Genomic DNA, 25,920 nt, shown 5'->3' on the forward strand with positions numbered 1-25,920 from the left:
GCGTGACGATCACGGTGCACCTTCCGGACGAGCTGGCTGCGCCGCTCGCGGCGGCTGCGGCGGCTCGTGGGGTGGACGTGGGGCAGGTCGCTGCCGAGCTCGTGGCGCAAGGGCTTGCGAACGACACCGAGGCCGATCCTCTGGAGAGCTTTCTCGGTAGTGGTGCTTCCGGGGACCGCAGTCCTCTCGACCTCCACGGCGTTCGGGCAGCTCTTGCGGCTCGTCGCGCTGAGTAAGGGTTGTGACTGCGCGGGGCGTTCTGCTGTGCGACACGGGGGTACTGCTGTCTGCGGCCGACACGGATGAGCCGCAGCACCACGTCTGTGCCGGATTGATCCGTGCCCATCGTGGACAGCTCGCCGTGCCAGTGCCCGTCGTGCCGGAGACGGCGTGGTTGCTCGAGTCGCGGCTTGGCAGCGATGCCGAAGTGCGCTTCCTGCGTCTGATCACCTCAGGCACAGTGCGGGTCCTGGACCTCACGCAGGACGACTACGTGCGCTGTGCCGAGCTGGTTGCGCAGTACGCCGATCTCGGGCTGGGTTTCGTCGATGCCAGCATCGTCACAGTGGCCGAGAACCTCGGCCTCGCTGAGCTCGCAACACTGAACCACCGTGACTTTGCCGTCGTGCGCCCACGGCATGTCGAGGCGTTCACCCTCCTCCCGTAGCCCTGACAGACTGCGCGGGTGAGAGATCTCGGGCGGACGTGGATGGTGCTCCTGCGGGACGTCAGCGAGGAGGTCCGCGTCCCGGGGGAGTCGCAGCTGTCCGCTGCCGTGGTGCTGCACGCCGAGACCGGGCTGGTGCTGGGTGTATCCCTTGGCCCGACCGAGGACATCGCGCTCGCCGGGGCCTTCGACCGAGCCCTGACGCTGCCTGCTGCTGAGCTCCCCCCGGCGCCGCCGAGCCGAGTCGTCTTCCTGCTCGACACTGGCGACGCGGTCCGCCTCGCAGTGAAGACGGCCGGGCTGGAGCCCGAGCTGATCGAGGCCGGGCAGATGCTCGAAGCCGAGGAGGTCTTCGACGGGCTCTTGGGTCATCTCTCGGGACGCGCGCAGCCCGATGAGCCGCCGTCGGCCGACGAGTGGATCGTGCTGGTCCAGGCCAGCCGCGCCTTCGCGCTGGCCTGTCCGTGGGAGCGCTGGAGCGACGCGGTCCATGTGAGGGTGGACCTCGAGATCGAAGGGACCGCGGCGTCCTACGTCGCGGTCGTCATGGGCGCGTCGGGCATCCAGCACGGTCTCGCGGTCTACCGCGGAAAGGTGCTGCCCGCGGACCTGTCCCTGGAGCCCGGCAGGGCACCCGACGGCACCTTGCTGCTCTTCCTCGACGCGCGCCACGAGGTACCGGCCGTCTTCGCGCAGAAGGCGCTGCGCTACGGGTGGCCCGCCGACGACGCGCTGCACCCCGCCTGGATCGCCTCCGACGCGGACGGGCCGCACGACCTCGGGGCCGACGACGCGGCGGCGCTGACGGTCGTCGTGCAGGCCGTGCTCGCGCTCGACCGGCAGCGGCTCGCACCCGTCGACGCGGGTCCGCTCGCCGGGCAGGTCGGGCTCGCGGACGGCCGCGTCGCGTCGTACGCCATCCACCGCCCTGCGAGGTGAGGCGCGTCGGGCGAGCGAGGGCGCGAGCCTGACTAGACTCGCTGCTCATGGCGACCACGAACGACCTTAAGAACGGCATGGTGCTCCAGCTCGACAACGGCCTGTGGGCCGTCAACGAGTTCCAGCACGTCAAGCCCGGCAAGGGCGGTGCCTTCGTCCGCACCACGCTGAAGAACGTCGTCAGCGGCAAGGTCGTCGACAAGACCTTCAACGCCGGCACCAAGGTCGAGATCGCGCAGGTCGACAAGCGCGACATGTCCTACCTCTACAAGGAGGGCACCGACTACGTCTTCATGGACAGCGACACCTTCGACCAGGTCTACGTGCCGGAGACGACGCTCGGTGACGGCAAGGACTACCTGCTCGAGAGCATGAACGTCATCGTCGCCATGCACGAGGGCGCGGCGCTCTACGTCGAGCTGCCGGTGTCGGCGGAGTACATCGTGGCTCACACCGACCCGGGCCTGCAGGGCGACCGCTCGACCGGCGGCACCAAGCCCGCCACCCTCGAGACCGGTGCCGAGATCGCGGTCCCGCTGTTCCTCACGACTGGCGAGAAGATCAAGGTGGACACCCGCGACGGTCGTTACCTGGGTCGGGTCAACGAGAAGTAGTGGGCGCTCGGAGCAAGGCCCGCAAGCGCGCGCTCGACGTCCTCTACGAGGCCGACCAGCGTGACGGCGACCCGATCGCCACCCTCAAGGAGCGGCTGGCGCAGTCCGACCCACCGGTCCCGGAGTACGCCGTGGAGCTCGTCGAGGGCGTCGTCGCCCACCGCGAGCGCATCGACGAGCTGCTCTCGACCTACGCCGCCGAGGACTGGACGCTCGAGCGCTTCCCCGCAGTGGACCGCGCGGTCCTGCGCATCGGCACCTACGAGCTGCTGTGGCGCGACGACGTGCCCGACGCGGTCGCGGTGAGCGAGGCGGTCGAGCTCGCCGGGTCGCTGTCGACCGACGAGTCGGCCGGCTTCGTCAACGGCCTGCTGGCCCGGCTGCTCCAGCTCAAGCCCTCGCTCTCGGTCTGAGCCCGGACAGCAGGTCCCCGGACAGCAGTACGGCGGGAGCGCGAGGCACAGGGTTGCCGCGCGGTCCCGCCGTACGGCAGGTGGTGCAGTCCTAGACCTCGACGGCCCGCCGGGCGTCGGAGGAAAGCACGCCCCAGCCGATGAGCTGCTCGGTGAGGGCGGAGGGCGAGGCGTCGTAGATGACCGCGAGCGAGCGCAGGTCCTCCTGGCGGATCGACAGCACCCGGCCGTTGTAGTCACCGCGCTGGCTCTGGATCGTCGCGGCGTAGCGGGCGAGCGGGGCAGCCTTGTCAGCCGGCACCTGCGAGAGCTGCTCGAGGTCGATGATGATGCGCGCGGCCGGCTCGTTGGCCGCGGCGGCGAGGTGACCCTCGGGCAGCAGCTCGCCGACGGGGACGCCGTAGAAGTCCGCGAGCTCCGAGAGCCGCTGGACCGTGACGGCGCGGTCGCCGCGCTCGTAGGAGCCGACGACGACAGCCTTCCAGCGGCCCTGGCTCTTCTCCTCGACACCGTGCAGGGACAGGCCCTGCTGGGTGCGGATGGCACGCAGTCGGGACCCGAGGGCCTTGGCGTAGTCGGTCACTGGGGGACTCCAAGGGTGCATGAGGACGGACGCAACGTGCTCGGCGTCGGTCTCACCACTAGCTCGACCGGGGGGTCGACCCTGGCGCCCGAGGGCGCCGGAGTCGTGGTGACCGTGGTCCCCGCGGCGTCACAGCCTCGCCTGACTACAGCGAGTGACGGTACGGCCACCTTGCCGTCAAGGTCAAGCACGGACGGTGACGTGACGTGCCGCCCGCGGGGGGTGCCGTCTCCTTGGGGTACCGTCGTGGCTGAGCTTCCACCGAGCCCGTCCCGTGAGGCGGGGAAGGAGGTCCGGCCGGTGACGGCTGACGAGACCCGCGCGCGCCCGGTCACCGGGGATCCCGCCGCCGCCAAGCCCGTCCTCGGCGATTCCGACGTGCAGCGCGTGCTGGACCGGATGGCCCACGAGCTGCTGGAGAAGACCGGCGGAGGCGCCGACGTCGTCCTGCTCGGTATCCCGACCCGCGGGCCGCTGCTCGCCGCGCGCCTCGCCGCGCGCATGCAGGCCTTCGAGGGCGTGAGCGTCCCGAGCGGCGCGCTCGACGTCACGATGTACCGCGACGACCTGCGGCTGAAGAGCCCCCGCGCGCTCGAGGAGACCGACGTCCCGGTCTCGGGCGTCGACGGCAAGCTGGTCGTGCTCGTCGACGACGTGCTCTTCTCCGGCCGCACGATCCGGGCGGCGCTCGACGCGCTGGCCGACCTCGGCCGGCCGCGCGCCGTGCAGCTCGCGGTGCTGGTCGACCGCGGCCACCGAGAGCTCCCGATCCGCGCCGACTACGTCGGCAAGAACATCCCGACCTCGCTCAAGGAGACCGTCCACGTGCTGCTGACCGAGACCGACGGGCGCGACGGCGTGCTGCTGGGCCCGGCGGCGTCGATGTCAGGGTCGACGGCAGGGGACCCCCGGTGAAGCGCCACCTGCTGTCGGCCGCCGACCTCACCCGCGACGACGCCCTGCTCGTTCTCGACACCGCGAGCGAGCTCGCCGACCTCATCGAGCGCGCCTCGGTGAAGAAGCTGCCGACCCTGCGCGGCCGCACCGTGGTCAACCTGTTCTTCGAGGACTCGACCCGCACCAAGATGAGCTTCGACCTCGCGGCCAAGCGGCTGTCCGCCGACACGATCGGCTTCGCCGCCAAGGGCTCGTCGGTGTCGAAGGGCGAGACCCTCAAGGACACCGCGCTGACGCTCGAGGCGATGGGCTGCGACGCCGTCGTCATCCGCCACTCCTGGTCCGGCGCCCCGGTCAACCTCAGCCGCTGGATCAAGGGCTCGGTCATCAACGCCGGCGACGGCACCCACGAGCACCCGACCCAGGCGCTGCTCGACGCCTACACGATGCGCCAGCGGCTCGGCCGCCTCGAGGGCCTGCGGGTCACGATCGTCGGTGACATCCTGCACAGCCGGGTGGCGCGCTCCAACGTCCTGCTGCTCGCGACCCTCGGCGCCGAGGTCACCCTCGTCGCCCCGCCGACCCTGCTGCCGGTCGGCGTCGGGGCCTGGCCCTGCGAGGTCTCCTACGACCTCGACGCCGTGCTGCCCAAGAGCGACGTCGTGATGATGCTGCGCGTCCAGCGCGAGCGCATGGGCGCCGCCTACTTCCCCTCCGCGCGGGAGTACTCCCGCCGCTACGGCCTCGACCTCGACCGGGTGAGGAAGCTCTCCGACGAGGCCATCGTCATGCACCCCGGCCCGATGGTGCGCGGCATGGAGATCGCCTCCGAGGTCGCCGACGGCCTGCGCTCGACGATCGTCGACCAGGTCGCCAACGGCGTGTCCGTCCGGATGGCCGTCCTCTACCTGCTGCTCGGCGGAGCCGAGCCCGCGATCGGAGCCGAGCAGTGAGCTGGTTGATCCGCGACGTCGTCCCCTACGGCGAGGGCCCCGCCGTCGACGTGCGCGTCGTCGACGGCCGCATCGCCGAGATCGGCCCCGGCCTGTCGGCCGGCGACAGCCAGTCCTACGCCGGAGCCGGCGCGGTCCTGCTGCCGGGACTGGTGGACCTGCACACCCACCTGCGCGAGCCGGGTCGCGAGGACGCCGAGACCGTCGAGAGCGGCACCCTGGCCGCGGCCCTCGGTGGCTTCACCGCCGTCCACGCCATGGCCAACACCGACCCGGTCGCCGACACCGCGGGTGTCGTCGAGCAGGTCTGGCGGCTCGGCCAGGAGGCCGGCCACTGCGACGTCGCGCCCGTCGGTGCGGTCACCGTCGGCCTCGCCGGCGAGGAGATGGCCGAGCTCGGCACGATGGCCGACAGCGCCGCCCGGGTCCGGGTCTTCTCCGACGACGGCAAGTGCGTCAGTGACGCCTCCCTCATGCGCCGGGCGCTGGAGTACGTCAAGGCCTTCGACGGCGTCATCGCCCAGCACGCGCAGGAGCCGCGGCTCACCGTCGGCGCGCAGATGAACGAGGGCGTCTGGTCCTCCCGCCTCGGCCTCACCGGCTGGCCCGCGGTCGCCGAGGAGGCGATCATCGCCCGCGACTGCCTGCTGGCCGCCCACGTCGGCAGTCGGCTGCACGTCTGCCACGTCTCCACCGCCGGCTCGGTCGAGCTCATCCGCTGGGCCAAGGGCAAGGGCTGGGACGTCACCGCCGAGGTCACCCCGCACCACCTCGTCCTCACCGACGAGCGGGCCTGCTCCTACGACCCGGTCTTCAAGGTCAACCCCCCGCTGCGCACCCAGGACGACGTCGACGCGCTGCGCGAGGCCCTCGCCGACGGCACCATCGACGCGGTCGCGACCGACCACGCCCCCCACGCGCTGGAGGACAAGGAGGCGGAGTGGGGCGCCGCGGCCATGGGCATGACCGGCCTCGAGACCGCCCTCGGGATCGTGGCGGAGACGATGGTCGTCCCGGGCCGCCTCACCTGGCGCCAGGTCGCGGCCCGCATGTCGGAGACCCCCGCGCGGATCGGGCGGCTCGAGGGCCACGGCCGGCCGCTCGCGGTCGGCGAGCCCGCCCACCTGGTGCTCGTCGACACCGGCGCGGCCTGGACCGTCGACCCCGCCCAGTCGGCCAGCCGCAGCCGCAACACCCCCTTCGCCGGCCGGGAGCTGCCGGTGTCGGTGCGCGCGACCTTCCTGCGCGGCACCCCGACCGTCCTCGACGGCAAGCCGGCCTGACGGGTGAGTGCCGACCGGGTCGCGTTGACGCTGGGCACGCTGCTCTTCGCGGTCGCCGTCTACGCCCTCATGCTCAAGGGCTGGCGCGGCCGCCAGCGCCGCCAGGCCGACCTGCCCGCTCCGCCCGCGCCGCCCGAGGTCCGCGGCGGGGTCGTCGTCGGCGCCACCCCGGGGCTGTTCGTCGGCACCGTCGTCAGCGGGGACTGGCTCGACCGGGTCGCCGTGCACCGGCTGTCGGATCGCTCCACCTGCGAGGTCGTGCTCACCGTCGACGGCCTGCACGTGCTGCGCGAGCGGCTGCCCGAGCTCTACCTGCCGCTCACCGCGGTCGTGGGCGCCGAGGTCGGTGACAAGCTCGCCGGCAAGGTGATGGGCGCCGGCGGCCTGCTGCTCGTCAGCTGGCGGCTCGGCGAGCGCACCCTGACCAGCGGCATCCGCGCTGACGACCACACCCAGCACCGCCGCCTCGCCGACGCGATCACCGCCCTGCTGCCTCTCGAGGAGACCGCCTCATGACGACCACCCCCGCTGTGCTGGTCCTCGAGGACGGCCGCACGTTCCGCGGCGAGGCCTACGGCGCCGTCGGCGAGACCTTCGGCGAGGCCGTCTTCAACACCGGCATGACGGGCTACCAGGAGACGCTCACCGACCCGAGTTACCACCGGCAGGTCGTCGTCATGACCGCGCCCCAGATCGGCAACACCGGCGTCAACCTCGAGGACCCCGAGAGCAGCCGCATCTGGGTCGCGGGCTACGTCGTGCGCGAGCCCTCCCGCATCGCCTCCAACTGGCGCAGCACCGGCTCGCTCGACGACGCCCTGCGCGACCAGGGCGTCGTCGGCATCAGCGGCATCGACACCCGGGCCCTCACCCGGCACCTGCGCGACCGCGGCGCGATGCGCGTCGGCATCTTCTCCGGCGACGTCCCCGACGACGCGCTCGACCGGGTCCTGGCCAGCCCGCAGATGGCCGGCGCCGACCTGTGCGGCGAGGTCTCGACGGCAGCGGCGTACACCGTGCCTGCAGTGGGTGACAGGCGCTTCACCGTCGCGGCGGTCGACCTCGGCATCAAGACCAACACCCCGCGGATGATGAGCGAGCGCGGCATCGAGGTGCACGTGCTGCCCGCCAGCGCGACGGCCGCCGACATCCGCGCGGTCGGCGCCGACGGGCTGTTCTTCAGCAACGGTCCGGGCGACCCCGCGACCTACGACGTCAGCGTCCTTTCGGAGCTGCTCGCCGAGGGGATGCCCTACTTCGGGATCTGCTTCGGCAACCAGCTCTTCGGCCGGGCACTGGGCTTCGGCACCTACAAGCTCGGCTACGGCCACCGCGGCATCAACCAGCCGGTCATGGACCTCACCACCGGCAAGGTCGAGGTCACCGCGCACAACCACGGCTTCGCGGTCGACGCGCCGCGCGAGGGGTCGACCACGACGCCCTACGGCGAGGCCGCCGTCAGCCACGTCTGCCTCAACGACGACGTGGTCGAGGGCCTCGAGCTGCGCCGCGACGGTCGGCTCACGGCCTTCTCCGTGCAGTACCACCCGGAGGCCGCCGCCGGCCCGCACGACGCGAGCTACCTGTTCGACCGCTTCTGCGACCTGATGGCCGACCACACGAAGGGCGCAGCCCGTGCCTAAGCGCGACGACCTCAAGCACGTCCTGGTGATCGGGTCGGGGCCGATCCTCATCGGGCAGGCCGCCGAGTTCGACTACTCCGGCACCCAGGCCTGCCGCGTGCTGAAGGCGGAGGGCCTGCGCGTCACGCTGATCAACAGCAACCCGGCGACGATCATGACCGACCCGGAGTTCGCCGACGCGACCTACATCGAGCCGATCACCCCGGAGTACGTCGCGAAGGTCATCGAGCGCGAGCGCCCCGACGCCCTGCTCCCGACCCTCGGCGGGCAGACCGCCCTCAACGCCGCGATGGCGCTGCACGCCAGCGGTGTCCTGGAGCGCTACGGCGTCGAGCTCATCGGGGCCGACGTCGAGGCGATCCGCAAGGGCGAGGACCGGCAGGCCTTCAAGGAGGTCGTCGAGTCGATCGGTGCGGAGTCGGCCCGTTCCGCGGTCTGCCACACGATGGAGGAGCTGCTCGTCGCGGTCGAGGACCTCGGCTACCCGGTGGTCGTGCGGCCCTCGTTCACGATGGGCGGGGCCGGCGGCGGCGTCGCCTTCGACGAGGCCGACCTGCGCAGGATCGGCGGCGGCGGCCTGCACGCCAGCGCCACCACCGAGGTGCTCCTCGAGGAGTCGATCCTGGGCTGGAAGGAGTACGAGCTGGAGCTCATGCGCGACCGCAACGACAACGTCGTGGTCGTCTGCTCCATCGAGAACCTCGACCCGCTCGGTGTCCACACCGGCGACTCGATCACCGTCGCCCCGGCGATGACGCTCACCGACCGCGAGTACCAGAAGCTGCGCGACATCTCGATCGACGTGATCCGGGCCGTCGGCGTCGACACCGGCGGCTGCAACATCCAGTTCGCGGTCAACCCCGAGGACGGCCGCATCATCGTCATCGAGATGAACCCCCGCGTCTCGCGGTCGAGCGCCCTGGCGTCCAAGGCCACCGGCTTCCCGATCGCGAAGATCGCGGCCAAGCTCGCGATCGGCTACACCCTCGACGAGATCCCCAACGACATCACCCGCGAGACGCCGGCCTCCTTCGAGCCGACGCTGGACTACGTCGTGGTGAAGATCCCGCGGTTCGCCTTCGAGAAGTTCCCGGGCACCGACCCCGAGCTGACGACGACGATGAAGAGCGTCGGCGAGGCCATGAGCATCGGCCGGTCCTTCGTCGAGGCCCTGCAGAAGGCGATGCGCTCGCTGGAGCAGACCCCGAGCGGCTTCTGGACCGGCAGCGACCCGGACCTCTCCAAGGAGCAGGTGCTCCAGGCGATCCGCACGCCCACGGACGGGCGCCTGCACCAGGTCGAGCTGGCTTTCCGGCTCGGCGCCACGGCAGAGGAGGTCTTCGAGGCCACCAAGATCGACCCGTGGTTCCTCGACCAGATCCTGTCGATCACCGAGCTGCGTGCCGAGCTCGAGGTCGGCGAGCTGACCGAGCCCCTGCTGCGCAGGGCGAAGCGGATGGGCTGCAGCGACCAGCAGATCGCCGCGGTCCGCGGGGTCACCGAGCAGGAGGTGCGCCGGCTGCGCCACGACCTCGGGGTGCGGCCGGTCTACAAGACCGTCGACACCTGTGCCGCGGAGTTCGCCGCCGAGACGCCGTACCACTACTCCTCCTACGACGAGGAGACCGAGGTCGCGCCGTCGGCCAAGCGCAAGGTGCTCATCCTCGGCAGCGGCCCGAACCGCATCGGCCAGGGCATCGAGTTCGACTACGCCTGCGTGCACGCCTCCTTCGCCCTGCGCGACGCGGGCTTCGAGACCGTGATGGTCAACTGCAACCCCGAGACCGTGTCGACGGACTACGACACGAGCGACCGGCTCTACTTCGAGCCGCTCACCGTGGAGGACGTCCTCGAGGTCGTCGAGGCCGAGCGCGACAGCGCCCGTGCCGGCGGGGGAGAGCTGGTGGGCGTGATCGTCCAGCTGGGCGGCCAGACGCCGCTGCGGCTGGCTCAGGAGCTCAAGGACTGCGGCGTCCCGATCGTCGGCACCAGCCCCGAGGCCATCCACCTCGCGGAGGACCGCGACGCCTTCGGCAGGGTCATGACGGACGGCGGCCTGCCGTCGCCCAAGAGCGGCATGGCGACGTCCTACGACGACGCGGCCCGGGTCGCGTCCGACGTCGGATACCCCGTGCTCGTGCGTCCGTCGTACGTCCTCGGCGGGCGCGGCATGGAGATCGTCTACAGCGACGAGATGCTGCGCGACTACATGGACCGCAGCACGATCGTGGGTCCGGACACTCCCGTGCTCGTCGACCGCTTCCTCGAGGACGCCATCGAGATCGACGTCGACGCGCTCTACGACGGCACCGAGCTCTACCTCGGCGGCGTGATGGAGCACATCGAGGAGGCCGGCATCCACTCCGGTGACTCCGCGTGCGCCCTGCCGCCGATCACCCTCGGCCGGGCCGACCTCGAGCGCATCAGGACCTCGACGGAGGTCATCGCCCGCGGCGTCGGGGTGCGCGGCCTGCTCAACGTGCAGTACGCCCTCAAGGACGACGTGCTCTACGTGCTGGAGGCCAACCCGCGCGCCTCCCGCACCGTGCCCTTCACGAGCAAGGCGACCGCGGTGCAGCTCGCGAAGGCCTGCGCCCGCGTCATGCTCGGCGCGACGATCGCCGAGCTGCGCGTGGAGGGGCTGCTGCCGCCGACCGGCGACGGCGGCCACATGCCGCTCGACGCGCCGATCAGCGTCAAGGAGGCGGTGCTGCCGTTCGGCCGGTTCCGCGGCACCGACACGGTGCTCGGCCCGGAGATGAAGTCGACCGGCGAGGTCATGGGTATCGACGAGGTCTTCGGCACGGCCTTCGCGAAGAGCCAGACCGCCGCCTACGGAGACCTCCCGACCAAGGGGCGGGTCTTCGTCAGCGTGGCCAACCGCGACAAGCGCGCGATGGTCTTCCCGGTGAAGCGGCTGGCCGACCTCGGCTTCGAGATCCTCGCGACCGAGGGCACGGCCGAGGTGCTGCGGCGCAACGGCGTCACTGCCCGCGTCGTCGGCAAGCACTCCCACGGGCTCGGTGACGACGTCGTGCCGATGGTGCTGGCCGGCGAGGTCGACCTCATCTTCAACACGCCCTTCGGCGTCGGGGCCCGCCTCGACGGCTATGAGATCCGCACCGCCGCGGTGACCCGCGGCATCCCGTGCATCACCACGATCCAGGGAGCGGCGGCCTGCGTGCAGGGCATCGAGGCCCTGGTGCGTGGCGACATCGGGGTGCGCTCCCTGCAGGAGCACCACGCCGCGCTCGCGGCCTCGACAGCCGCCCAGAGGGGAGCCAGCTGATGCCGGTCCAGGTGCAGGCCGAGGTCCTGTCGATCCGCAAGGTCGGTGCCTACCACGCGATGACGGTCGTCGCGCCCGGCATCGCCGAGCTGACCAAGCCCGGTCACTTCATCGCCGTGCAGGTCGGCGGGCCGGAGTCCTCGATGTTGCTGCGCCGGGCCTTCGCGGTCTACGACGTCAAGGAGCGCGGCGTCTACGGCGGCACCGTGGAGTTCGTCTTCGCCGTTCACGGCAAGGGCACCGCGTGGCTCGCGCGCCAGCGCCCGCAGGACAAGATCGACATCGTGGGCCCGCTCGGCAAGCCCTTCCGCATGCCCACCCAGCCGGTGACGGCGACGCTCGTCGGCGGCGGCTACGGCAGCGCGCCGCTGCTGCCGCTGGCGACGGCCTTGCGCGATCGCGGCTGCCGGGTCGACTTCGTCCTCGGGGCGGGGTCGGGCGACCGGCTCTTCGGCCAGCTCGACGCCAAGCGGATGGCGGCCTCGATCGCGGTCACGACCGACGACGGCTCGGTGGGGGAGCGGGGCCGGGTCTCCGACGTCCTGCCTGGGGTCCTCGACCGCACCGGTGCGGAGGTCGTCTACGCCTGCGGCCCGATGGCGATGCTGCGGGCGGTGTCGGAGCTGGCCGCCGAGCGCGGCATCCCGGCGCAGGTCGCGGTGGAGGAGTCGATGGCCTGCGGGATCGGGGTCTGCATGACCTGCGTGCTGCCGGTGGTCGGCGACGACGGGCAGACCCGGATGGTCCGCTCGTGCGTGGAGGGACCGGTCTTCCTCGGGGACCGCGTCCGGTGGGACGACGTGGGCACGGTGCCCGTGGACGCAGTCGGGTCGGGAGTGGCGCACTGATGGCGGACACCATCCTCACCATCCGGTCCGACGAGGTCGCGGCCCTCGCCGACGTCGACCTGACCACCCGGCTCGCCGGGGCGACCTTCCCGAACCCGGTCTTCACGGCCTCGGGCTGCGCCGCCGCCGGCCAGGAGCTCGACCAGTTCTTCCCGGTCAGCGCCCTCGGTGGCATCGTCACGAAGTCGATCATGCTCGCGCCGCGGGCAGGTCGGGCGACGCCGCGGATGGCTGAGACCCCGAGCGGCATGCTCAACTCGATCGGGCTGCAGGGCCCCGGCATCGACGCCTTCCTCGACAAGGACCTCCCGTGGCTCGCCCAGCAGGGCGCCCGCGCGGTCGTGTCGATCGCGGGTGGCTCGATCGACGACTACGCCAAGCTGGCCGCCAAGCTGCGCGGCCGGCAGGGGCTGTCGATGATCGAGGTCAACATCAGCTGCCCCAACGTCGAGGACCGCGGACAGGTGTTCGCCTGCGACCCGTCTGCCGCCGCCGCCGTGGTCCATGCGGTCCGGCGCGCCTTCAACGACCCGAAGGTGCCGATCTTCGCCAAGCTCAGCCCCGACGTCACCTCGATCGTCGACATCGCGCGGTCGGTCCGCGACGCGGGCGCCGACGGCGTCTCGGTCATCAACACCCTGCTCGGCATGGTCATCGACCCGGTCACGATGCGCCCCGCACTCGGTGGCGTTACCGGCGGCCTGTCCGGCCCCGCGATCCGCCCCGTCGCGGTGCGCTGCGTCTGGCAGATCCACCAGGCCCTGCCCGAGCTGCCGATCCTCGGGATGGGCGGCATCCGCACCGGCCTCGACGCCCTGGAGTTCGTGCTCGCCGGCGCGTCGGCCGTCAGCGTCGGCACCACCGTCTTCGGTGACCCGACCGCCCCGGTGCGGGTCCTGCACGAGCTCGCGCAGGCGCTGCACGCGCGCGGCTTCGCCTCGCTCTCCGACGCCGTCGGCCATGCCCACCGGCCGCCGGACCTGCACGTGCCCGAGGACCCCGACCCGGTGGGCGACCTGCCCGTGGAGGCGTGATGGGACAGGCCCCGATCGCGGTCGCGCTCGACGCGCCCGACCTCGACACCGCGACCCGCTGGGCCAAGGAGGTGGCTCCCCACGTCAGCGTCGTGAAGGTCGGCCTGGAGCTGTTCTGCCGGATCGGACCCGAGGCCGTCGACGCGGTCCGTGGCGAGACCGGGCTCTTCCTCGACCTCAAGCTCCACGACATCCCCAACACCGTCGCCGGGGCTGCCCGCAGCGTCGCCGCGCTGCGGCCGACCTATCTCACGGTCCACGCCAGCGGTGGCGCCGACATGGTCCGGGCCGCGGTCGAGGCAGCGCCCGACGTCACCATCGCGGCCGTCACGGTCCTCACCTCGATGTCGGCCGACGACCTCGCCGCGGTCGGCCTCGCGGGCCCGCCCACCGACGCGGTCCGCCGGCTGGCTGCCCTCGCGGTGGGAGCCGGCGCGGGCGCGCTGGTCTGCTCGCCGCAGGAGGTCGCGCTGGTGCGCGCCGAGGTCGGCCCGGGCATCGTGCTCATCACCCCCGGGGTGCGACCGGTGGGCGCAGACATCGGCGACCAGGCGCGGGTGGCCACGCCGCAGCAGGCGCTCGCCGACGGCGCCGACCTGCTCGTCATCGGCCGGCCCATCACGGGCGCGCCCGATGTCGGTGCCGCCGCGCGCGAGATCGCCGAGAGCCTCGTCTAGCTCCGGTCAGCTCCCGACCACCGGCACGTCCGACGCCGACCGCGGGACGGGCAGCAGGGACCGCCCGATCACCCCTGCGACCAACGCGGCCGGGCCGGGGCGCGACAGCAGGTAGCCCTGGGCGTGCTCGCAGCCCTGGGCCCGGAGGAAGTCCAGCTGGGCCTCGGTCTCGACGCCCTCCGCGACGACCGACATGCCGAGCCCGCGGGCCAGTGCCACCGTCGCGACCAGCACCGGGGCGCTCGGGTCGGCGTCGAGCGAGGCGACGAAGGCACGGTCGATCTTGAGCGTGTCGAAGGGGTACGACGCGAGGCGCGACAGCGAGCTGTAGCCGGTCCCGAAGTCGTCCAGGGCCAGACCGATCCCAGCGGTGTGGAGGCGCTCCAGCACCTCGCGGACGTGGTCGTCGTCGTGGAAGAGCAGGCTCTCGGTGACCTCGAGGACGAGCGCCGAGGGCGGGAGGCCGTGCCGGACCAGCGCCGACAGGACCGTGTCGAGGTAGTCCCGCTCGCGCAGGTGCCTGGCGCTGACGTTGACGGCGACGGTGAGGCCCGGGGAGGTGCGCCGCCACGTCGCGAGCTGGGCGCAGGCGATGTCGAGCACGAGCCGCTCCAGCTCGACGACCAGGCCCGAGCGCTCCGCGGCCGGCACGAAGTCGGCAGGGGAGACCGCTCCGCGCAGCGGGTGCGTCCAGCGGGCGAGCGCCTCGAAGCCGGCGACCCGGTCGGCGGCGAGGTCGACCACCGGTTGGTAGTGCACCTGCAGCTGACCCTCACGCAGTGCCACCCGCAGGTCGGCCTCGAGCTCGAGGCTCTCGCGCACGGCGACGTGCATGCCGGGCGCAAAGGCCGTGACGCCGTTGCCGGACTCCTTCGCGGCGTACATCGCGGTGTCTGCGTCGCGGAGCAGGTGGACGCCGATGACGTCGGAGGTCTCGGCGACCGCGGTGCCGGCAGAGGCCCCGAGGACGACCTCGAGAGGTCCGACGAGCAGTGGTGGGGCCAACGCCGCGACGAGCCGTCGCGCCACTGCCTCGACGTCTGCTGGCGTGCGCAAGTCGGGCAGCAAGACGGCGAACTCGTCGCCTCCCATCCGGGCGAGCACGGCGTCGTCGCGGACCGCTGAGCGCAGCCGCCCGGCCGCGGCCTGCAGGAGGACGTCGCCGGCGTCGTGGCCGAAGCCGTCGTTGACCTGCTTGAAGCCGTCGAGGTCGAGCAGCACCACACCGAGCAGGTGACCCGGGCGGACTGCGGCGACGGCAGCGGTGAGCTGCTCGGTGAGCGCCTCGCGGTTGGGCAGGCCGGTCAGGGAGTCGGTGCGAGCGCGTCGCCGCTCGCGGTCGCGCGACTGGAGCAGCTCCTCGGTGCGCTCGCGGACCTTCTCCTCGAGCGACACGTGCAGTACGGCGTTCTCGCTGGCGAGCAGCTGCTGGCGGGCGACGAGCGAGCCGGCCAGCGTGAGGGTGAGCGCCGCCAGGACCGGGTCGAGGCCGTGCAGCAGCCGGCCGCTCGCGACGAGGGTCGCGGCGGCGACAGCAGCCGGCAGCCAGGGGAGCAGCCGATGCGACACGCGGCTGAGGTCGGGTCCCGCCGTCGCCGGCCTGCGGGCGGCGACGGCGATCAGCGCGAACGACAGCGGCCACGCGACGTCGAGCGGGCCGCCCGTGGTGTAGGCGCCGGCACCCGCCAGCGCGGCGTAGAGACCGTCGGTCATCGCGACGCCGGCCACGCCGAGCGCCGCGAGCGAGCCGGGGTGCCGCCACCCGCCCCGGACCCGGTCGAGCACGACCACGACGACGGCCGCGGTGAGCACGTCGAGCACAGGGAAGGCGAGGGCCAGGGCCTCCGCGACGGGCTGGCCCTCGGCGCGGGCCAGGTTGCCGAGCGTGCCGATCCAGGCGATGACGAGGAAGGACGCCGCCACCACGACACCGTCGAGGACCAGGCGGGCGCGCGACGCCCGCGCGCTGGGCAGCCGGGGAAGTGCCAGCAACCCCAGCAGAGCCAGCACGGGGTAGGCGAGGTAGAAGGCATGGGCGACGGACGGGAACGGCGCCAGCCGACCCAGCACCAGCTCGTCGACGGCCCAGGCCACGCTGCCGAGGGCCCAGGCGACGGACGCCGCGCCCAGCAGCAGCCAGACCCTCCGGGCGGCTCCGGGGTCGCGGGCGGCGCGCAGGCACTGCCAGGCCGCCAGCGCGGGCGCGAGGACGAAGGCCGCGTCGCTCACTGCATGGCGGGCGAGCAGCGGTCGCCCGGGCAGCAGCGTCCACACGAGCAGCCCCAGCAGTGCCACCGAGACGACGACGGCGTACGCCGAGGCAGCCCGCGGGCGTGCGCGCGCTGCGCCCTGCACTCGTGCGCTCCTCGCTGCCGAGCCCCGGGACAGGGACCGCTCATCGCTTGGCTCGTCGGGTGCGTCGGGGGGCTGTAGCCCCCGAACGGGTGGTGTCGTGGCCTTGCGTCCGGGATGCGACTGTCACCGCACAGCCACCCCGGCGTTGCCTGCAGGGGGCCGGGGTCGCTAGGTTCGCGCCGCACCGTCCGCCCGATCGACCCTCAGGCGGTCCCACCCCGCCCCCGTCTGACGGGGGCATCGCCTGAAAGGACGGGTCGCCCCGGTGGCTCTGCCCACCCTCACGCCCGAGCAGCGCGCCGCCGCGCTCGAGAAGGCCGCCGCCGCCCGTCGGGCGCGCGCCGCCCTCAAGGTCCGCCTCAAGGCGAGCGGGGTCTCGCTCGCCGACGTGCTCGAGAGCGGCGAGACCGACGAGGTGGTCGGCAAGATGAAGGTCGTCGCGGTCCTCGAGGCGATGCCCGGTGTCGGCAAGGTCAGGGCGCAGAAGATCATGGAGCGCCTCGAGATCAGCCCGTCGCGGCGCGTCCGGGGGCTCGGAGCCAAGCAGCGCGAGGCGCTGGAGCGGGAGTTCGCCGGCTCGTGACCGCCCGACTCACCGTGCTGGCCGGCCCGTCCGGGGTCGGCAAGGGCAGTATCATCGCGGTCGTCCGGCAGCGCCACCCGCACGTGTGGCTGTCGGTGAGCGTCACGACGCGGGCACCGCGGCCGGGGGAGACCGACGGTGTCGAGTACCACTTCGTCGACCAGGCCGAGTTCGACCGGATGGTCGACGCGGGCGAGCTGCTCGAGCACGACAGCCACATGGGTGCGTCGTACGGCACGCCCCGTGCTCCGGTCGAGGCCCGGCTCGCCGAGGGCGAGTCCGCCCTGCTCGAGATCGACCTGCACGGCGCGCGGCAGGTGCGCGCGGCCGTGCCCGACGCCCAGCTGGTCTTCCTCGCCCCGCCGTCGTTCGACGAGCTGGCCCGGCGGCTGGTCGGCCGGGGGACCGAGGACCCCGCGAAGGTGCGCCAGCGCCTCGACCGGGCGCGCATCGAGATGGCCGCCGAGGACGAGTTCGACGTCGTGGTCGTCAACGACGACCTCCAGCGCGCGGCCGACGCGCTGGTAGCCTTGATGGAGATCACCCCGTCTTAGAGGAGCACCTGTTGTCCGGCACCGTCGCGAACCCGATCGGCATCACCAACCCCCCGATCGACGAGCTGCTGGCCGCGACCGACTCCAAGTACAGCCTGGTCATCTACGCCGCCAAGCGCGCGCGTCAGATCAACGCCTACTACTCCCAGCTCGGTGAGGGCCTCCTGGAGTACGTCGGACCCCTCGTCGAGACGGGCGTCCAGGAGAAGCCGCTGTCGATCGCGCTGCGCGAGATCAACGCCGGCCTGCTGAGCCACGAGCAGGTCCCGGACCCGGTCGTCTAGTGAGCCGCGTGGTCCTCGGCGTCGCCGGGGGCATCGCCGCCTACAAGGCGGTGGAGCTGCTGCGGCAGCTGTCGGAGGCCGGTCACGAGGTCACCGTCGTCCCGACCGAGAGCGCGCTGCGCTTCGTCGGGGAGCCGACCTGGACCGCGCTGTCCGGCCGCCCGGTAGCGACCGACGTGTGGACCGACGTCCACGAGGTCCCGCACGTCCGGATCGGCCAGGCGGCCGACCTCGTCGTCGTCGCCCCCGCGACGGCCAACACCCTCGCCCGCGCTGCCCACGGGCTCGCGGACGACCTGCTCACCAACGTCCTGCTCACCGCGCGCTGCCCGGTCGTCATGGCGCCCGCGATGCACACCGAGATGTGGGAGCACCCCGCGACGCAGGCCAACGTCGCGACGCTCCGCGCACGCGGGGTCCTCGTCGTCGAGCCCGCGGTCGGGCGCCTGACGGGCGCCGACTCCGGCAAGGGCCGGCTGCCCGAGCCCGAGGAGCTCGCCCGCACCTGCGAGGCCGTCCTGCGCCGGGGTGTGCTCGCCCCCGACCTGACCGGGCGCCGGGTCGTGGTCTCCGCGGGCGGCACCCGCGAGCACCTCGACCCGGTCCGCTACCTCGGCAACCGCTCCAGCGGCCGGCAGGGCCACGCGCTGGCCCGCACGGCCGCCGCCCGCGGCGCCGAGGTCGTGCTCGTCACGAGCGCCTCCCTCCCCGACCCGGCCGGGGTGAAGGTCCTGCGGGTCACCAGCGCCGTGGAGATGCACGACGCGGTGCTCGCCGAGGCGGCCTCCGCCGACGCGGTCGTGATGGCCGCCGCCGTCGCCGACTACCGCCCGGCCGAGCGGCTCGCGACCAAGCGCAAGAAGACCGACACCCACGCCGTCGACCTCGTCCAGAACCCCGACGTCCTGCGGGCGCTGGTGGCCGCGCGCACGCCCGGTCAGGTGCTGGTCGGCTTCGCCGCCGAGACCGGCGACGACGCCGGGTCGGTGCTCGACCACGCCCGCGCGAAGCTCGCGGCCAAGGGCTGCGACCTGCTCGTCGTCAACGAGGTCGGCGAGACCGGGCACCCCACTGGCTTCGAGGGCGACCAGAACGCCGCCACCGTCCTCGGTGCGGACGGCACCGCCGTCGAGGTCCCGCTCGGGTCCAAGGACGCGCTGGCCGACGCCGTCTGGGACCTCGTCGCCCCCCGCCTGTGACCCCCACCCCTTCCGTCACCCCTTCCGCTTGTGCGCCGCTGGCGGCGCTACGAGCGCTCTGTAGCGCCGAGAACGGCGCACAAGCGGTCAGGGGGAGGGCGCTCAGGGGGACGGCGCTCAGGGGGAGGGCGGTCAGGGGGGCGCTGGTCACAGCACTGCTGCTCACCGGGTGCAGCGACGACGACCCGGCGAGCGACGCGGTCCCCGGACCGAGCGCCAGCGCGACCGCCACGGCCACGCTCGCCCCGACGGCGACGCCGTCCGTCGTACCCCCGTCCGTCGTACCCCCGTCCGTCCTACCCCCGTCCGGGAGTCCCACGGCACCGGGCGGCCCCGTGCGCAGGCCGGCGCGTGACGGGGACGTCGACGGCGACGGGCGCGAGGACCGCGTCACCGCCACCCAGGACCTGCTCACGGTCGTGCTCACCAGCGGCCGCACCGTCACCGCACCGGTGACGGCCGACACCGAGCCGCCGGTGCAGGGCGTCGTGGACGTCGACGGGGACGGCCGCGCCGAGGTCTTCCTCGAGACCACGCGCGGCGCGAGCACCGTCTTCTACACGCCGTTCCGCTTCGACGGGACGACGCTCGGAGCGCTCCAGCTCGGCGGCGAGCCGGCCCTGCTCGGCGTCGGCGGCACCGTCACCCACGGCGAGGGCTTCGCCTGCGCGAAGGGCACCCTGCTGGTGACGAGCAGCACCTCCGACGACGGCGAGACCTTCGACGTGACGTCGACGACGTACGCCGTGAGCGGGTTCGGGCTGCGGCAGAGCGGACGTGCTGTGGCGCGAGGCCTCGCGCAGGACGACCCGCGGGTCGCTGCCTCCTACCAGGTGGACTGCGGCTCGGTGACCCAGGACGGGTAGCCTGTCGGCGAATCCGCCCAACCACCAGGAGTGCTCGTGCCAGGCCGTCTGTTCACGTCCGAGTCCGTCACCGAGGGCCACCCGGACAAGATCGCCGACGCGATCAGCGACTCCATCCTCGACGCGCTGCTCGCGCAGGACCCGAAGTCGCGCGTCGCGGTCGAGACCCTCATCACCACCGGCCAGGTCCACATCGCCGGTGAGGTGACCACCGAGGGCTACGCCAACATCGCCGACATCGTGCGCAAGACGATCCTCGAGATCGGCTACGACAGCTCCAAGAAGGGCTTCGACGGCGAGTCCTGCGGCGTGAGCGTGAGCATCGGCGCGCAGAGCCCCGACATCGCGCAGGGCGTCGACGAGGCCTACGAGCACCGCGTCGAGGGCGACCAGGACGAGCTCGACCTGCAGGGCGCCGGCGACCAGGGCCTGATGTTCGGCTTCGCGTGCGACGAGACCCCCGAGCTGATGCCGCTGCCGATCGCGCTCGCGCACCGGCTCGCCAAGCGCCTCACCCAGGTCCGCAAGGACGGCCTCGTGCCCTACCTGCGGCCCGACGGCAAGACCCAGGTGACGATCGAGTACGTCGACGGCAAGCCCGTCCGGCTCGACACCGTCGTCGTGTCCTCCCAGCACGCCGAGGACATCGACATCGTCAACCTGCTCACCCCGGACATCAAGGAGCACGTGGTCGACCCCGAGCTCGCCGGCCTCGGCATCGAGACCGAGGGCTACCGCCTGCTCGTCAACCCGACCGGCAAGTTCGTCATCGGCGGCCCGATGGGCGACGCCGGCCTCACCGGTCGCAAGATCATCGTCGACACCTACGGCGGTTACGCCCGCCACGGCGGCGGTGCCTTCTCCGGCAAGGACCCGTCGAAGGTCGACCGCTCCGCCGCCTACGCCATGCGCTGGGTCGCGAAGAACGTCGTCGCCGCGGGCCTCGCGTCCAAGTGCGAGGTCCAGGTCGCCTACGCGATCGGCAAGGCCGAGCCGGTGGGCCTGTTCGTCGACACCTTCGGCACCGGCGTGGTCGACGACGAGGTCCTGCAGGCCGCGGTCACCGAGGTCTTCGACCTGCGCCCGGCCGCGATCATCCGCGACCTCGACCTGCTGCGCCCGATCTACGCGCAGACCTCCGCCTACGGCCACTTCGGCCGCGAGCTCGCCGACTTCACCTGGGAGTCGACCGACCGCGCCGAGCTGCTGAAGAAGGCCGCCGGGCAGTAGCCCGACCCCTCGTTGCGTCCTACGACCTGAGCGCACTGGTCGGGGTCGATCCGTAGGACGTAACGAGGCTGTGGAGGACGGGCCGTCCCCGTCGCAGCCACCCCCTAGCCTCGCGACCGTGACGGAACCTGTGGCACCGCCCGCGGAGCAGCTGCTGCTCGGTGGCACGCCGCGTCGTCGGGCACCGCGCGCAGCGGTGCCGCTCGCCACCGACCGACCGGTCGCGCGGGTCGCCGTCGACAGCGGTCTCGCGCACCTCGACCGCCCCTTCGACTACGCCGTCCCCGAGCCGATGGCGGCCGCCGAGCCGGGCTGCCGGGTGCGGGTGCGGTTCTCCGGCCGGCTCGTCGACGGCGTCGTGCTCGAGCGCACCGACGACACCGACCACGAGGGCTCCCTCGCCCCGCTGCAGTCGCTGGTCTCGCCCGAGCCGGTGCTGTCGGCAGAGGTCGCCGCGCTGTGCCGGGCGGCGGCGGACCGCGGTGCGGCTCCGCTCTACGACGCGGTGCGGCTCGCGCTGCCGCCGCGGCACGCCAAGGTCGAGGGCGAGCCTCCGGGCGAGCCCGCTGCCGCGCCGCCCGCGCCGGAGTCGGGGCCCTGGGAGCGCTACGCCGACGGGCCGGCCTTCCTCGAGGCGCTCGCCGCCGGTCGGCCCGCCCGCGCGGTCTGGTCCGCGCTGCCCGGGCCGACCTGGCCGACCGAGCTGGCGCTGGCCGCCCAGGCCACCGCGGCGGGCGGCAGGGGAGCGGTCCTGGTCGTCCCGGACGCGCGCGACGTCGACCGGGTCGCCGCGGCGCTCGACGCCCTGGGCGTCCCGCACGCCGCGCTGCGCGCCGACCTCGGGCCGACGCTGCGCTACCGCACCTGGCTGTCGGTGCGCCGCGGCCAGGTCAAGGTCGTCGTCGGCACCCGCGCCGCCGCCTGGGCGCCGGTCGCCGACCTCGGCCTCGTCGCGGTCTGGGACGACGGCGACGACCTCCACGCCGAGCCCCGCTCGCCCTACCCGCACGTGCGCGACCTGCTCGTGCTGCGGGCCCACCTCGCGGGCGCGGCGGCGCTGGTCGGCGGCCACGCCCGCACGGCGGAGGGCCAGCTGCTGCTCGACAGCGGTTGGGCCCGGCCGCTGGAGCCGCTCCGGGAGGCGCTGCGGGCCGTCGCTCCGCGGGTCGAGGGCACCTCGGAGGACGACCTCGGCCGCGACCCGGCCGCCCAGACCGCGCGGATCCCGGGGCTCGCCTTCGCGGCTGCCCGCGCCGCGCTGGCCGAGGGCGCGCCCGTGCTCGTGCAGGTGCCCCGGCGGGGCTACGTCCCCTCGCTGGCCTGCGCCCGCGACCGCACCCCCGCCCGCTGTCCTGCCTGCCAGGGGCCGCTCGCCACCGGGTCGGGCACCTCGGTCGCCGCGTGCCGGTGGTGCGGCCACCTCGCCGGCGACTGGCGCTGCCCGACCTGCGAGGGCCGTGCGTTGCGGGCCGTGGTGGTGGGTGCCCGCCGCACCGCCGAGGAGCTCGGCCGGGCCTTCGCCGGCACACCCGTGCGCACCTCCGGCCGTGACGGGGTGCTCGCCACCGTCCCCGCGGACGCCGCGCTCGTGGTCGCGACCCCTGGCGCCGAGCCGGTTGCCGACGGCGGCTACGGCGCGGTGCTGCTGCTCGACGGCTGGGCGCTGCTGTCGCGCCCCGACCTGCGCGCGGGAGAGGAGGCCCTGCGCCGGTGGTTCGGCGCCGCCGCGCTCGCGAGGCCCGGTGGTCGGGTCGTCGTCGTCGCCGACCGGGCCCTGCCCCAGGTGCAGGCGCTCCTCCGGTGGGACCCGGGCTGGCATGCCGCCCGCGAGCTCGCCGACCGCACCGAGCTCGGCTTCCCGCCGGTCACCCGGATGGCGTCGGTCAGCGGTGCCGCGACCGCCGTCGACGACCTGCTCGCCGCGCTGCCCGTCGAGGCCGAGGTGCTCGGTCCGGTGCCCGACGACGGGGGCCATCGGGTGCTGCTGCGGGTGACGCGCTCCCGGGGCGCCGAGCTCGCCGCCGGGCTCAAGGCCGCGCAGGCGGTCCGCAGCGCCCGCAAGGGCGAGCCGGTCAAGGTCGAGCTCGATCCGCAGCGGCTAGCCTGAGCGCGTGGCACTGCGACCGATCCGTCTGCTCGGCGACCCCGTCCTGCGGACCCCCAGCGAGCTCGTGACGACCTTCGACAAGGAGCTGCGGGTCCTCGTCAAGGACCTCACCGACACCATGCTCGAGGCCCCGGGCGTGGGCCTGGCCGCACCGCAGCTCGGGGTCAACCTGCGGGTGTTCACCTACGACGTCGACGACGTCATCGGTCACCTCATCAACCCGGTCCTGCACTTCCCGAGCGACGAGGAGCAGGACGGCGAGGAAGGTTGCCTGTCGCTGCCCGGGCTCACCTTCGACTGCGTGCGCAAGCAGCACGTCGTGGCCCACGGCCAGAACGAGTACGGCGACCCCGTCACGCTGGAGGGCTCGGACCTGTTCGCCCGGTGCGTGCAGCACGAGACCGACCACCTCGACGGCGTGATCTTCATCGACCGGCTCGACGCCGAGACCAAGCGGGCTGCCATGCAGGCGATCCGCGACGCGGACTGGTCCGGGGAGGCGGCTCCGGTCGTCAAGGCCTCGCCGCACCCGCTGTTCGGGCGCGCGACCTGAGACTCGTCTTCGCCGGCACCCCGGCGCCCGCGCTGCCCTCCCTCGAGGCGCTGCTGGCCTCGCCCCGCCACGAGGTCGTCGCGGTCATCACCCGACCCGACGCCCGGGCCGGGCGCGGTCGCGCGCTGGCCGCCTCTCCGGTGAAGCAGCTCGCCGAGCAGCACGGCGTGGCGGTCCTCACCCCGGAGCACCCGCGCGACGAGGCGTTCCAGGTCGCCCTGCGCGACCTCGACCCCGACTGCTGCCCGGTGGTGGCCTTCGGCGCGCTGGTGCCGCCACCGGTCCTCGCGATCCCGCGGCTCGGCTGGGTCAACCTGCACTTCTCGCTGCTGCCCGCCTGGCGCGGCGCCGCCCCCGTCCAGCACGCGCTGCTCGCCGGCGACGAGGTCACCGGTGCGTCGACGTTCCTGCTGGAGCAGGGCCTCGACACCGGACCGGTCTTCGGGGTCTTCACCGAGACCGTCCGGCCGACCGACACCTCCGGTGACCTGCTCGGCCGGCTCGCGACCGCCGGGGCCGGCCTGCTCGTCGCCACCCTCGACGCGCTGGAGGACGGCACCGTCACGGGTGTCCCGCAGTCGTCGGACGGGGTCTCGTTGGCCCCCAAGGTCACCGTCGAGGACGCCCGGGTCGACTGGACCACCCCCGCCCTGCGCGTCGACCGCGTCGTGCGGGCCTGCACCCCCGCCCCCGGCGCCTGGACCACCTTCCGCGACCGTCGGGTCAAGCTGGGCCCGGTGACCGTGACCGACCAGCAGCTCGCCCCGGGCGAGCTGGCGGGCGACCTCGCCGGCACCGCCACCACCGCGGTCCGGCTCGGCGAGGTCCGGCCGGAGGGCAAGGGCGCGATGGCGGCCGCCGACTGGGTGCGCGGCCTGCGCGTCGAGCCAGGGGAGGCCTTCGCATGACGCCCCCCGACCAGGGCTCCGACCAGCCCCGTCCCGACCAGCCCCGTCCCGACCGGCAGGGCCCGAAGCGACCGGCCCGTCGCCACCGCCCCGCGAGCCCGCATCGACCGCCGGCCGTCGACCCGCCACGCCTTGCGGCGTACGACGTGCTCAAGGCCGTCCGCGAGCAGGACGCCTACGCCAACCTCGTGCTGCCCGGGCTGCTGCGGGAGCGCCGCATAGAGGGGCGCGACGCCGCCCTCGCGACCGAGCTGGCCTACGGCGCGCTGCGCGGCCAGGGGCTCTACGACGCGGTCCTGCAGGCCTGCGTCGACCGGCCGCTCGCCGACGTCGACCCGCCGGTGCGCGACGTGCTGCGCCTCGGCGCCCACCAGCTGCTGCGCACCAGGATCCCGAGCCACGCCTCGGTGTCGGCGACGGTCGACCTGGCCCGGCGGGTCCTGTCGGCTGGGCCGGTCGGCTTCGTCAACGCGGTGCTGCGCAAGGTCGCGGCCCAGGACCTCGACGCCTGGGTGGCGCAGCTGTCGCCGCCCGACGACCGGATCGGTGGCCTCGCGCTGCGCCACAGCCACCCGCGCTGGGTCGCCTCGGCCTTCCTCGACGCGCTGCGCGGCGACGTCGACGAGCTCGACCGGCTGCTCGAGGCCGACGACGCCCGTCCGACCGTCCACCTGGTCGCCCGCCGGATGGACCGCGACGAGCTCGTCGCGCAGAGCGGCGGCACGGCCGGGCCGTGGAGCCCGCGGGCCGTGCGGCTCGACGAGGGCGACCCCGGCGCGGTCGCCGCGGTCCGCCACGGCACCGCAGGTGTCCAGGACGAGGGCAGCCAGCTGATGGCCCTGGCGCTGGCCGCGGCCCCGCTCGACGGCCCCGACCGCCTCTGGGTCGACCTGTGCGCCGGCCCCGGCGGCAAGGCCGCACTGCTCGAGGCGGTGGCCGCCGAGCGCGACGCCACGCTGGTCGCGGTCGAGCTGCAGCCGCACCGCAGCCGGCTCGTCGCCCGCTCCGGGGTCGCGCACGTCGTCACGGCCGACGGTCGCACGCCGCCACTGCCCGACGGGTGCGCCGACCGGGTCCTGCTCGACGCTCCATGCAGCGGCCTCGGTGCTCTTCGACGCCGTCCCGAGGCGCGCTGGCGCCGCCAGCCCTCCGACCTGCCCGGCCTCGCCCGGCTGCAGGGCGAGCTGCTCGACGCCGCGGTCCGGCTGCTGCGGCCCGGAGGCGTGCTCGCCTACGTCACCTGCTCGCCGCACCTCGCCGAGACCGTCGTACCCGTGCTCGACGTCCTGCGCCGCCACCCCGGCCTGGAGCAGCTCGACGCGCGGCCGCTGCTGCCGGGTGTGCCCGACCTCGGCGCCGGCCCCGCCGTCCAGCTGTGGCCGCACCGGCACGGCACCGACGCGATGCACCTCGCGGTGCTGCGCCGCTCCGACTGAGGGCG

26 protein-coding genes are annotated in these 25,920 nt (G+C 73.6%); 24 read left to right on the forward strand and 2 right to left on the reverse strand.

Annotated features, from left to right (window positions below; translation table 11 throughout):
* The first annotated feature begins 2 nt into the window (after window positions 1–2).
* The 5 genes from Q8R60_05135 to nusB are packed head-to-tail and all read left to right on the forward strand — an operon-like array spanning window position 3 to window position 2,633.
* A complete protein-coding gene (locus Q8R60_05135) occupies window positions 3–236 on the forward strand; it encodes a hypothetical protein (protein MDP3711853.1) in 234 nt (77 codons plus the stop codon).
* 5 nt (window positions 237–241) lie between these two features.
* The gene (locus Q8R60_05140; protein ID MDP3711854.1) at window positions 242–667 is read left to right on the forward strand and encodes a PIN domain-containing protein; all 426 of its coding nucleotides are present in this window, start codon (window positions 242–244) and stop codon (window positions 665–667) included.
* Window positions 668–685: 18 nt separating this feature from the next.
* Window positions 686–1,606 carry a hypothetical protein gene (locus Q8R60_05145; GenBank protein ID MDP3711855.1) on the forward strand — a complete coding sequence of 307 codons (921 nt, stop codon included), beginning with the start codon at window positions 686–688 and terminating at the stop codon, window positions 1,604–1,606.
* A 47-nt stretch (window positions 1,607–1,653) separates the two neighbouring features.
* Window positions 1,654–2,220, forward strand: coding sequence for an elongation factor P (efp, locus tag Q8R60_05150; GenBank protein MDP3711856.1), 567 nt, complete (start codon window positions 1,654–1,656; stop codon window positions 2,218–2,220).
* Complete coding sequence (gene nusB / locus Q8R60_05155; protein ID MDP3711857.1) at window positions 2,220–2,633, forward strand: transcription antitermination factor NusB; 414 nt, start codon at window positions 2,220–2,222, stop codon at window positions 2,631–2,633. The genes efp and nusB overlap by 1 nt, the downstream gene beginning before the upstream one ends.
* A 91-nt stretch (window positions 2,634–2,724) precedes the next feature.
* Here the strand turns inward: nusB and Q8R60_05160 are convergent, their stop codons facing one another.
* Window positions 2,725–3,216 carry a transcriptional regulator gene (locus Q8R60_05160; protein ID MDP3711858.1) on the reverse strand — a complete coding sequence of 164 codons (492 nt, stop codon included), beginning with the start codon at window positions 3,214–3,216 and terminating at the stop codon, window positions 2,725–2,727.
* A 300-nt stretch (window positions 3,217–3,516) separates the two neighbouring features.
* Between Q8R60_05160 and pyrR the strand changes: the two genes are divergently transcribed.
* Genes pyrR through pyrF form a run of 9 tightly spaced genes read left to right on the forward strand, consistent with a single transcriptional unit; the run spans window position 3,517 to window position 13,840 of the window.
* Entirely contained in the window at window positions 3,517–4,131 is a 615-nt protein-coding gene (gene pyrR / locus Q8R60_05165) for a bifunctional pyr operon transcriptional regulator/uracil phosphoribosyltransferase PyrR (protein MDP3711859.1), read from the forward strand.
* Window positions 4,128–5,066: an aspartate carbamoyltransferase catalytic subunit gene (locus tag Q8R60_05170; GenBank protein MDP3711860.1), complete on the forward strand. Its 939-nt coding sequence runs from the start codon at window positions 4,128–4,130 to the stop codon at window positions 5,064–5,066. The genes pyrR and Q8R60_05170 overlap by 4 nt, the downstream gene beginning before the upstream one ends.
* Window positions 5,063–6,349 carry a dihydroorotase gene (locus tag Q8R60_05175; GenBank protein ID MDP3711861.1) on the forward strand — a complete coding sequence of 429 codons (1,287 nt, stop codon included), beginning with the start codon at window positions 5,063–5,065 and terminating at the stop codon, window positions 6,347–6,349. Before Q8R60_05170 ends, Q8R60_05175 begins: the two co-directional genes overlap by 4 nt.
* A gap of 3 nt (window positions 6,350–6,352) precedes the next feature.
* Complete coding sequence (locus Q8R60_05180; protein ID MDP3711862.1) at window positions 6,353–6,865, forward strand: hypothetical protein; 513 nt, start codon at window positions 6,353–6,355, stop codon at window positions 6,863–6,865.
* Complete coding sequence (gene carA, locus Q8R60_05185) at window positions 6,862–7,992, forward strand: glutamine-hydrolyzing carbamoyl-phosphate synthase small subunit (protein MDP3711863.1); 1,131 nt, start codon at window positions 6,862–6,864, stop codon at window positions 7,990–7,992. Before Q8R60_05180 ends, carA begins: the two co-directional genes overlap by 4 nt.
* Window positions 7,985–11,281 (forward strand): carbamoyl-phosphate synthase large subunit, encoded by a 3,297-nt coding sequence (gene carB / locus Q8R60_05190; GenBank protein ID MDP3711864.1) that lies wholly within the window; start codon window positions 7,985–7,987, stop codon window positions 11,279–11,281. Before carA ends, carB begins: the two co-directional genes overlap by 8 nt.
* The gene (locus Q8R60_05195) at window positions 11,281–12,129 is read left to right on the forward strand and encodes a dihydroorotate dehydrogenase electron transfer subunit (protein MDP3711865.1); all 849 of its coding nucleotides are present in this window, start codon (window positions 11,281–11,283) and stop codon (window positions 12,127–12,129) included. The genes carB and Q8R60_05195 overlap by 1 nt, the downstream gene beginning before the upstream one ends.
* On the forward strand, window positions 12,129–13,163 hold the full coding sequence (locus Q8R60_05200) for a dihydroorotate dehydrogenase (GenBank protein ID MDP3711866.1): 1,035 nt from the start codon (window positions 12,129–12,131) through the stop codon (window positions 13,161–13,163). Before Q8R60_05195 ends, Q8R60_05200 begins: the two co-directional genes overlap by 1 nt.
* Entirely contained in the window at window positions 13,163–13,840 is a 678-nt protein-coding gene (pyrF, locus tag Q8R60_05205) for an orotidine-5'-phosphate decarboxylase (protein ID MDP3711867.1), read from the forward strand. The genes Q8R60_05200 and pyrF overlap by 1 nt, the downstream gene beginning before the upstream one ends.
* Window positions 13,841–13,846: 6 nt before the next feature.
* Here the strand turns inward: pyrF and Q8R60_05210 are convergent, their stop codons facing one another.
* On the reverse strand, window positions 13,847–16,195 hold the full coding sequence (locus Q8R60_05210) for an EAL domain-containing protein (GenBank protein ID MDP3711868.1): 2,349 nt from the start codon (window positions 16,193–16,195) through the stop codon (window positions 13,847–13,849).
* Between the two features lie 265 nt (window positions 16,196–16,460).
* Between Q8R60_05210 and mihF the strand changes: the two genes are divergently transcribed.
* The 10 genes from mihF to Q8R60_05260 all read left to right on the forward strand — a co-directional run bounded on the left by mihF (window position 16,461) and on the right by Q8R60_05260 (window position 25,915).
* On the forward strand, window positions 16,461–16,778 hold the full coding sequence (mihF, locus tag Q8R60_05215; GenBank protein ID MDP3711869.1) for an integration host factor, actinobacterial type: 318 nt from the start codon (window positions 16,461–16,463) through the stop codon (window positions 16,776–16,778).
* Window positions 16,775–17,332: a guanylate kinase gene (gene gmk, locus Q8R60_05220; protein MDP3711870.1), complete on the forward strand. Its 558-nt coding sequence runs from the start codon at window positions 16,775–16,777 to the stop codon at window positions 17,330–17,332. The genes mihF and gmk overlap by 4 nt, the downstream gene beginning before the upstream one ends.
* Window positions 17,333–17,343: 11 nt before the next feature.
* Complete coding sequence (gene rpoZ / locus Q8R60_05225; protein MDP3711871.1) at window positions 17,344–17,616, forward strand: DNA-directed RNA polymerase subunit omega; 273 nt, start codon at window positions 17,344–17,346, stop codon at window positions 17,614–17,616.
* Entirely contained in the window at window positions 17,616–18,815 is a 1,200-nt protein-coding gene (gene coaBC, locus Q8R60_05230) for a bifunctional phosphopantothenoylcysteine decarboxylase/phosphopantothenate--cysteine ligase CoaBC (protein MDP3711872.1), read from the forward strand. Before rpoZ ends, coaBC begins: the two co-directional genes overlap by 1 nt.
* Window positions 18,816–19,150: 335 nt before the next feature.
* Window positions 19,151–19,681: a hypothetical protein gene (locus tag Q8R60_05235; protein MDP3711873.1), complete on the forward strand. Its 531-nt coding sequence runs from the start codon at window positions 19,151–19,153 to the stop codon at window positions 19,679–19,681.
* A gap of 30 nt (window positions 19,682–19,711) precedes the next feature.
* A complete protein-coding gene (metK, locus tag Q8R60_05240; protein MDP3711874.1) occupies window positions 19,712–20,911 on the forward strand; it encodes a methionine adenosyltransferase in 1,200 nt (399 codons plus the stop codon).
* Window positions 20,912–21,107: 196 nt separating this feature from the next.
* Complete coding sequence (locus Q8R60_05245; GenBank protein ID MDP3711875.1) at window positions 21,108–23,018, forward strand: primosomal protein N'; 1,911 nt, start codon at window positions 21,108–21,110, stop codon at window positions 23,016–23,018.
* A 4-nt stretch (window positions 23,019–23,022) separates the two neighbouring features.
* Window positions 23,023–23,571: a peptide deformylase gene (def, locus tag Q8R60_05250; protein MDP3711876.1), complete on the forward strand. Its 549-nt coding sequence runs from the start codon at window positions 23,023–23,025 to the stop codon at window positions 23,569–23,571.
* Window positions 23,568–24,479, forward strand: a complete 912-nt coding sequence (gene fmt / locus Q8R60_05255) for a methionyl-tRNA formyltransferase (protein ID MDP3711877.1) — start codon at window positions 23,568–23,570, stop codon at window positions 24,477–24,479. Before def ends, fmt begins: the two co-directional genes overlap by 4 nt.
* Entirely contained in the window at window positions 24,476–25,915 is a 1,440-nt protein-coding gene (locus Q8R60_05260) for a transcription antitermination factor NusB (GenBank protein MDP3711878.1), read from the forward strand. Before fmt ends, Q8R60_05260 begins: the two co-directional genes overlap by 4 nt.
* Window positions 25,916–25,920: the final 5 nt, after the last annotated feature.

It is taken from the genome of Mycobacteriales bacterium, assembly GCA_030697205.1.
Taxonomy (GTDB): Bacteria; Actinomycetota; Actinomycetes; order Mycobacteriales; family SCTD01; genus JAUYQP01.

Excerpts from the sequence above, each read along its gene's own strand:
- efp (MDP3711856.1), top strand. The coding sequence starts at position 1,654 with ATGGCGACCACGAACGACCTTAAGAACGGCATGGTGCTCCAGCTCGAC.
- carA (MDP3711863.1), top strand. The coding sequence starts at position 6,862 with ATGACGACCACCCCCGCTGTGCTGGTCCTCGAGGACGGCCGCACGTTC.
- Q8R60_05195 (MDP3711865.1), top strand. The coding sequence starts at position 11,281 with ATGCCGGTCCAGGTGCAGGCCGAGGTCCTGTCGATCCGCAAGGTCGGT.
- Q8R60_05200 (MDP3711866.1), top strand. The coding sequence starts at position 12,129 with ATGGCGGACACCATCCTCACCATCCGGTCCGACGAGGTCGCGGCCCTC.
- pyrF (MDP3711867.1), top strand. The coding sequence starts at position 13,163 with ATGGGACAGGCCCCGATCGCGGTCGCGCTCGACGCGCCCGACCTCGAC.
- Q8R60_05260 (MDP3711878.1), top strand. The coding sequence starts at position 24,476 with ATGACGCCCCCCGACCAGGGCTCCGACCAGCCCCGTCCCGACCAGCCC.